Below are 6,226 nucleotides of genomic sequence, written 5' to 3'. Positions count from 1 at the left end.
GCAGGCAATTACACGGGGTTTACTGGCCTTGGCCTCGTCCGGGGAGCTGAAAACCCGCCAGGACGTCACTGAGGCGCTGGAAAGCGCAGGTTTTGAGGTGGTACGCACCACAAAAAGCAGCATCAGCATTGCCGACCCGGACGGGGGGCGAAACATCCGACTGAAGGGAGCCATCTATGAACAGTCTTTTAACGCTGGCGAAGGACTTAGAGCAGAAATCGAAAGCGCAGCAGCAGAGTACCGGCGAGATGCTGAAAGCCGCATTCAGCGAGCACGAGAAGTCTGTCAGAGCGGAACTGAGCGAAAGCGAGAAGAGAATCAGCGCCGCCATCCTCGACCACGACCGGAAGCTGTCCTCAGCCATGAGCCAGCGTACGAAAGGGATGCTGCGCATGGTCAGCCAGACGTGGCTGACCATCGTCCTGGTCTCCGTGCTGCTGATCGCCTCGAACGCGGCCATTCTGTGGTGGCAGAGTCAGCAGATACTCGACAATTACGTGAGCATCCGGGAGCAGAAGAGCACGCAGGCGATGCTGTCCGAGCGGAACAGCGGCGTGCAGCTCTCGACCTGCGGCGAGCAGAGACGCCGCTGCGTGAGGGTGAACCCGGAAGCGGGACGGTTCGGAGAGGATTCGAGCTGGATGATACTGGCGGGGAAATAGCACATGACAGAGCTGGAAAAACAGTTGCTGAGCGCATTAGAGCAGCTACAGCAGGACTACTCGAAAAGGCTGGACGAGTGGGAGAGCGCCTTCGCGGAATGGCGGACGATGTCTGGTCTTATGCAACGGGAGAACGCGGCGCTGAGCGAGCGCGTCACGGGCTTGAGCAGGCAGGTGCAGAGTTTGAGCGATCAGCTGCGCCGGTTGTCGAGCGGCTGAATGCCGTCGAGCTGCAGCAGGTGCGGGAGGCGCGGCATCAGAAAGCGCTGGAGCTCGAACGATCACAGCGACAGCGGGTATATCACGGTCCGTCCCTTTGATTCATTTCAGCATAATTCCTGCTGAAATCCTCTCTGCCTGTGTAGTAGATATGTTCTGGTGAAGCTTCGATTATACTATTGATAAATAGCATTTAGATTATAATTTAAGTGCATTCATTATGTTATCTTTAAGAGATTTTTATTATTGGCGTGAACAAGGAATATACACATGCTGTCACTTATTATTATTTTTGTTTTTCTTATCAGTGTATTGTATGCGCATTCTCGCGGTAAAATAAAACAAAAGTTTTCCAGGCAGTTATTTGATCATTCAACATTTATGGCTCCGATAAATATGTTTATGACAGGCTTTTCGAAGCTGCCGTCAAAGCAGGCATGGTTTCCCCCAGAAACATTTCCTGAACTTCAACCATTAATTGATAACTGGCAGGTTATAAGAGACGAAGCTGTTAATTTGCAAGGGCACATTAAATCATCTGAAAAAAATAATGATGCAGGATTTAATACATTTTTTAAGCGCGGTTGGAAGCGCTTTTACCTCAAGTGGTATGGAGATGCTCATCCATCAGCGGAGCGGCTTTGCCCAGTAACAACCCAACTGGTTAGCTCTATTCCCTGTATTAAAGCAGCGATGTTTGCTGAATTGCCTTCAGGAAGCCATTTAGGAAAGCATCGTGACCCTTATGCCGGTTCAGTTCGTTATCATTTAGGATTATCAACACCAAATGATGAACGGTGTTTTATTGAAGTTGATGGTGTACGCCGCAGTTGGCATGATGGTGAAGTGATAATTTTTGACGAAACTTTTGTTCACTGGGCTCAGAATGATACCGAGCAGACACGTATTATTTTGTTCTGTGATATAGAAAGGCCGATGAAGTGGCGGTGGTCACAAAAAATAAATAGGTGGATAGGTGGGGTGCTAATGTCAGCGGCAGCATCACCCAACGATAATAATGACAGGACTGGTGCTATAAATCATTTATTTAAATATGTTAATGCTATTCGTGATGCAGGTCAGAAGCTAAAAAAAAGGAATCGAAAACTATATTATTTGATTAAAAATGGAGTTATTTCTTTGATTTTTGTTTGGCTTGCTGTCTCAGTGTTTAGATGGCTGTGATTTGTTTTTTTCTATTGAGTCATACATAAATTTGGGTCTTCTATGCTCAATGTATGGTTATAGATAAAAATCGCCTGCTAAAAAATTCTATTGAAATCTTTTTAGTAAGAAAGGCCCGAATCTGACGCTCAGCGGGCCTTTCGTGAAGAAGTGCGGCAGTAGACAGATTTCATCTGATCACGTTCATGTGCTGCTGTGCAATTAAGCGTTTCTTTCGGAGCTTTCACGGTATTTCCTTCACGAAACCGGCCGCCATTCACTCTTGTGCATAGCCATGCAGCCGCGCAGAAATTATCAGGGGCGTTTTTCAGGGTTTGGGCCGGGGAAAGGTGCCGGAAACGGCCCTCAGGCCGCAGAAACGCGCTGAGGGGCTCTCAGGGGGTGCGGCCAAGAACTCTTATGTTAAATGCGGCGGTGTGGCGGGTTCTTACTTCACACATCATGTTGTCACTCAGACTGAGTCCAGAGAGAAAAAGCCCTCCGGCCGAAGTCGAGTAGTGTTTTACTGGTTTTTTTGCAGCCCTAGGAGTAATCGTCGTAGTACTTCGGGTAGTTATTTGTATATATCTTGTGGTTTTATGTTGAGCTCTTCCGTTTTTGATGCTAAAAAGATTGTCATTACGCGGTGACTTGCCTTTTTTAAAACAAAAATGGAGATATCTATGCTTGATACTGACTGCATTACTGTTCTTACGGCCAGGGGTATTACTGAGATTTTAAATAGTGGAGGAAGCCAGGCTTGGAGACTTGATGCTACTCACGTAGCTAAGCTTCCGTACCTGGTTTGCGTCCAAAATTCGAAAAAAGACTGGGGTAGTCAGGAGGCTAAGCATCATCATGCATTTATGATCGGGAAAATATCCGGAGTAAGTCGAGCCCCTGAAAACCCTAAGCGCTGGATCATAAATATTGATTCCTATGCTGAAATTGATATCCCTGGGCAGTGGGACGGCAATCGTAATCCAGTCTCCTATAGAAAACTTGAAGACATGGGAATTGATATCTCCAAAGTGGATTTCCAACCCCTACCTAAAGAGGATTCCTTAGTCTTGAATACGATAAAAGGCGGGGATGAATATGATGAGTATGAGGAGGATAGCAACAGAGTTAGGCCGATAAATCTAAAAGAGGCTAAAGCAGGGTTGGCTTTATATTTTGGTGTGAATGAGGATGATATTCAGATCACAATTAAGGGATGACCTTATGCCGTCACTCTCTGTTGAGCGCTGGTTAGCACTAGCTACTGCTGGAGATAGCCAGGCTAGATTTCATCTGGGTAAGATATTCTCATGCGGTCTTGGTGTGCATCAGGATTATAAGCAGGCTATATACTGGTTTCAGCTTGCAGCTGAGCAAGGCCATGATGATGCCCAGTTTAGTCTTGGTTGGGCATATCATCTGGGGTTAGGTGGATATAAAGATGCTCAAAAAGCTTCGGAATGGTATCAGAAAGCTGCTGAGCAAGGTCATGCAGAGGCTCAGTTTCAGCTTGGAAGGCTGTATGCTTTCTCTGATTTAAGAAATGATGCGTTAGCAGTCGAATGGTTTCTCTGTGCTGCGAAGCAAGACCACAGTAGTGCCCAATTTAAACTTGGCTGGATGTACCATCTCGGTATGGGCGTTGAGCAAAGTGATAGGCAGGCTTTCCATTGGTTTATTCTGGCCGCTGAGCAAGATCATGCAGGAGCTCAGGCATCTCTTGGTGAGATGTATAAAAATGGATGGGGGGTCGAGCAAGATGATGTTGCTGCGCAGGATTGGTTTTATCGTGCCAGAACCATGCACTATCCCTAAACCCGCCCTGTGCGGGTTTTTTTACGCCTACGTGTAAGAGGCTTGCGGAGCTGGCTGCTGCTGATTCATAACATGAAGCGTTATGGTAAATACATATTATGGTTATTTATTAGGAGTAACTCTGGGAGAGTGGGCTATGGGATCAGATGTTCAATGGCAGATAGATAATGGTTATTTGGCGCAAGTTATGGGGGATTTTTCGACAGAGTCGCCTAGCTTTGAAACGCCAATGTTTGGGCGATATTTTGATACCTTTCAAGCTGCTATACATGTTGCAAAAGCTTTCCCAGGGAGTACGTTGCAGCCATCAGAGTACGAAGATAAAACTGGGATGCTAATACGTCATTATTATGTGGATTGTCATCCGTATTATGATCGACTCCCTCCTGAAAAAAGCGATAATTTTCAGTATGATGAGTACCCTTCTGCTATTCATGTGGCTGCGTGTATTGATCAAGCTAGCAAAGAACTCGACGAACTATTGTTTGGTGGTGGATATGGGGAAAATGGTGAGGGGCATGCAAGCCCGATAATTTTATATTAGTGTTAGGGGCGGAGGGATATTATCCAATTTGTAAAATGATCTTCTTGAGATCGTTTTGCTCTGCGCGTAATCTCTTGCTCTGAAAACGAAAAAACCACCTGGGGAGGTGGTTTTTCGAAGGTTCAGTAAGTTGGGGAACTTCTGAACCGTGGTAACAGTCTTGTGCGAGACGTGTCACCAAATCTGTCCTTCCAGTGTAGCCGTAGTCCGGCCACCACTTCAAGAACTCTCGATACATCTCTCGCACATCCTGCTTACCAGTGGCTACCGCCAATGGCGATTTTGTCGTGTCTTTCCGGGTTGGACTCAAGTTGATAGTTACCGGAATGGGCGTGGTAGTCGGACTGAACGGGGGGGTCGTGCATACAGTCCAGCTTGGAGCGAACTGCCTACCCGGAACTGAGTGTCAGGCGTGGAATGAGACAAACGCGGCCACATAACAGCGGAATGACACCGGTAAACCGAAAGGCAGGAACAGGAGAGCGCACGAGGGAGCTACCAGGGGGAAACGCCTGGGATCTTTATAGTCCTGTCGGGTTTCGCCGCCACTGATTTGAGCGTCATATTTCGTGATGCTTGTCAGGGGGGCGGAGCCTATGGAAAAACGGCAACGCCGCATCCTTTTCCCAGCCCTTCCTGATTTGAGCGCCATCTCTTTATCCCGCCATTCGTGAGCCGGTAACGCCCGCCGCAGTCTCACGGCAGGAGCGTAGCGACCGAGTGAGCGAGGAGGCGTCATTTCATCGTCCCCAGCATTTCGCACTTACGCCCCACAGCCGCATTTTTTACCTGCCACATGAAGCACTTCCCTGAACTCCCACTTCGATTTACCATATTAAGCCAGTATACACTCCGCTAGCGCTACGTGACTGGTTCAGGGCTGCGCCCCGAAACCCGCTAAAACCACTGACGCGCCTGCGGCTTGTCCAACACCGCGCCGACCGGGAAAAGATTTCCCGCCCGTCCCGGCGTTATCAGGAGGCCGGATTGGCAGACAAACGCAGCAAAATGCTCACGATGTGGGTGACCGAGGATGAGCACCGGCGTCTGCTGGAGCGCTGCGACGGTAAACAGCTTGCAGCCTGGATGCGCCAGACGTGCCTGGACGAGAAACCCGCCCGCGCCGGCAAGCTTCCCTCGATCTCGCCGGCGCTGCTTCGTCAGCTTGCCGGCATGGGGAACAACCTTAACCAGATTGCCCGGCAGGTTAACGCCGGTGGTGGCAGCGGGCACGACCGCGTGCAGGTCGTCGCCGCGCTGATGGCCATAGATGCCGGACTCGAGCGGCTGCGGCATGCCGTGCTGGAAAAGGGTGCAGACGATGATCGTTAAGTTTCACCCGCGAGGGCGCGGCGGTGGCGCCGGTCCGGTGGATTATCTGCTGGGGAAAGACCGACAGCGCGAGGGCGCCACCGTTCTGCAGGGGAAGCCGGAAGAAGTCAGGGAGCTTATCGACGCCTCACCCTACGCAAAAAAGTACACATCCGGCGTCCTGTCCTTTGCCGAAAAGGATTTACCGCCCGGGCAGCGCGAAAAGCTGATGGCGAGCTTTGAACGGGTTCTGATGCCCGGACTCGACAAAGACCAGTACAGCGTGCTGTGGGTTGAGCACCAGGATAAGGGGCGGCTGGAGCTGAACTTCCTGATCCCGAACACGGAGCTGCTGACTGGCAAGCGTCTCCAGCCGTATTACGACCGCGCCGACCGTCCGCGCATTGATGCCTGGCAGACCATCGTGAACGGCAGGCTGGGGCTGCATGACCCGAACGCGCCTGAAAACCGGCGGGCGCTGGTCACGCCGTCCGCGCTGCCGGAAACGAAG

9 protein-coding genes are annotated in these 6,226 nt (G+C 50.0%); 8 read left to right on the top strand and 1 reads right to left on the bottom strand.

Annotated elements, in window-relative coordinates; translation table 11 throughout:
• Positions 1–176: 176 nt before the first annotated feature.
• From INF61_RS02385 to INF61_RS02360, 6 genes are all read left to right on the top strand, one after another.
• Complete coding sequence (locus tag INF61_RS02385) at positions 177–662, top strand: MbeB family mobilization protein (RefSeq protein ID WP_023343076.1); 486 nt, start codon at positions 177–179, stop codon at positions 660–662.
• 3 nt (positions 663–665) lie between these two features.
• Positions 666–881, top strand: a complete 216-nt coding sequence (locus tag INF61_RS02380; protein WP_023343075.1) for an MbeD family mobilization/exclusion protein — start codon at positions 666–668, stop codon at positions 879–881.
• Positions 882–1,151: 270 nt separating this feature from the next.
• Entirely contained in the window at positions 1,152–2,066 is a 915-nt protein-coding gene (gene lpxO / locus INF61_RS02375) for a lipid A hydroxylase LpxO (protein WP_023343074.1), read from the top strand.
• 662 nt (positions 2,067–2,728) lie between these two features.
• The gene (locus INF61_RS02370; protein ID WP_072159713.1) at positions 2,729–3,265 is read left to right on the top strand and encodes a hypothetical protein; all 537 of its coding nucleotides are present in this window, start codon (positions 2,729–2,731) and stop codon (positions 3,263–3,265) included.
• 4 nt (positions 3,266–3,269) lie between these two features.
• On the top strand, positions 3,270–3,860 hold the full coding sequence (locus tag INF61_RS02365; RefSeq protein WP_023343079.1) for a tetratricopeptide repeat protein: 591 nt from the start codon (positions 3,270–3,272) through the stop codon (positions 3,858–3,860).
• 82 nt (positions 3,861–3,942) lie between these two features.
• A complete protein-coding gene (locus INF61_RS02360) occupies positions 3,943–4,404 on the top strand; it encodes a hypothetical protein (RefSeq protein WP_065707752.1) in 462 nt (153 codons plus the stop codon).
• Between the two features lie 254 nt (positions 4,405–4,658).
• Here the strand turns inward: INF61_RS02360 and INF61_RS22795 are convergent, their stop codons facing one another.
• Positions 4,659–4,769 (bottom strand): hypothetical protein, encoded by a 111-nt coding sequence (locus INF61_RS22795; RefSeq protein WP_048246078.1) that lies wholly within the window; start codon positions 4,767–4,769, stop codon positions 4,659–4,661.
• 643 nt (positions 4,770–5,412) lie between these two features.
• Between INF61_RS22795 and INF61_RS02350 the strand changes: the two genes are divergently transcribed.
• Positions 5,413–5,736 (top strand): MobC family plasmid mobilization relaxosome protein, encoded by a 324-nt coding sequence (locus INF61_RS02350; RefSeq protein WP_001445156.1) that lies wholly within the window; start codon positions 5,413–5,415, stop codon positions 5,734–5,736.
• Positions 5,726–6,226: relaxase/mobilization nuclease domain-containing protein (locus tag INF61_RS02345; RefSeq protein ID WP_193547494.1), on the top strand; the 501-nt coding region annotated here is incomplete at its 3' end. The genes INF61_RS02350 and INF61_RS02345, both read left to right, overlap by 11 nt.

This window comes from Enterobacter cloacae complex sp. P18RS, from assembly GCF_014982105.1.
Classification (GTDB): Bacteria; Pseudomonadota; Gammaproteobacteria; order Enterobacterales; family Enterobacteriaceae; genus Enterobacter; species Enterobacter hormaechei_C.
The sequence above is the reverse complement of the archived record's forward strand: the minus strand, read 5'-3'. Positions and strand labels throughout refer to the sequence as shown.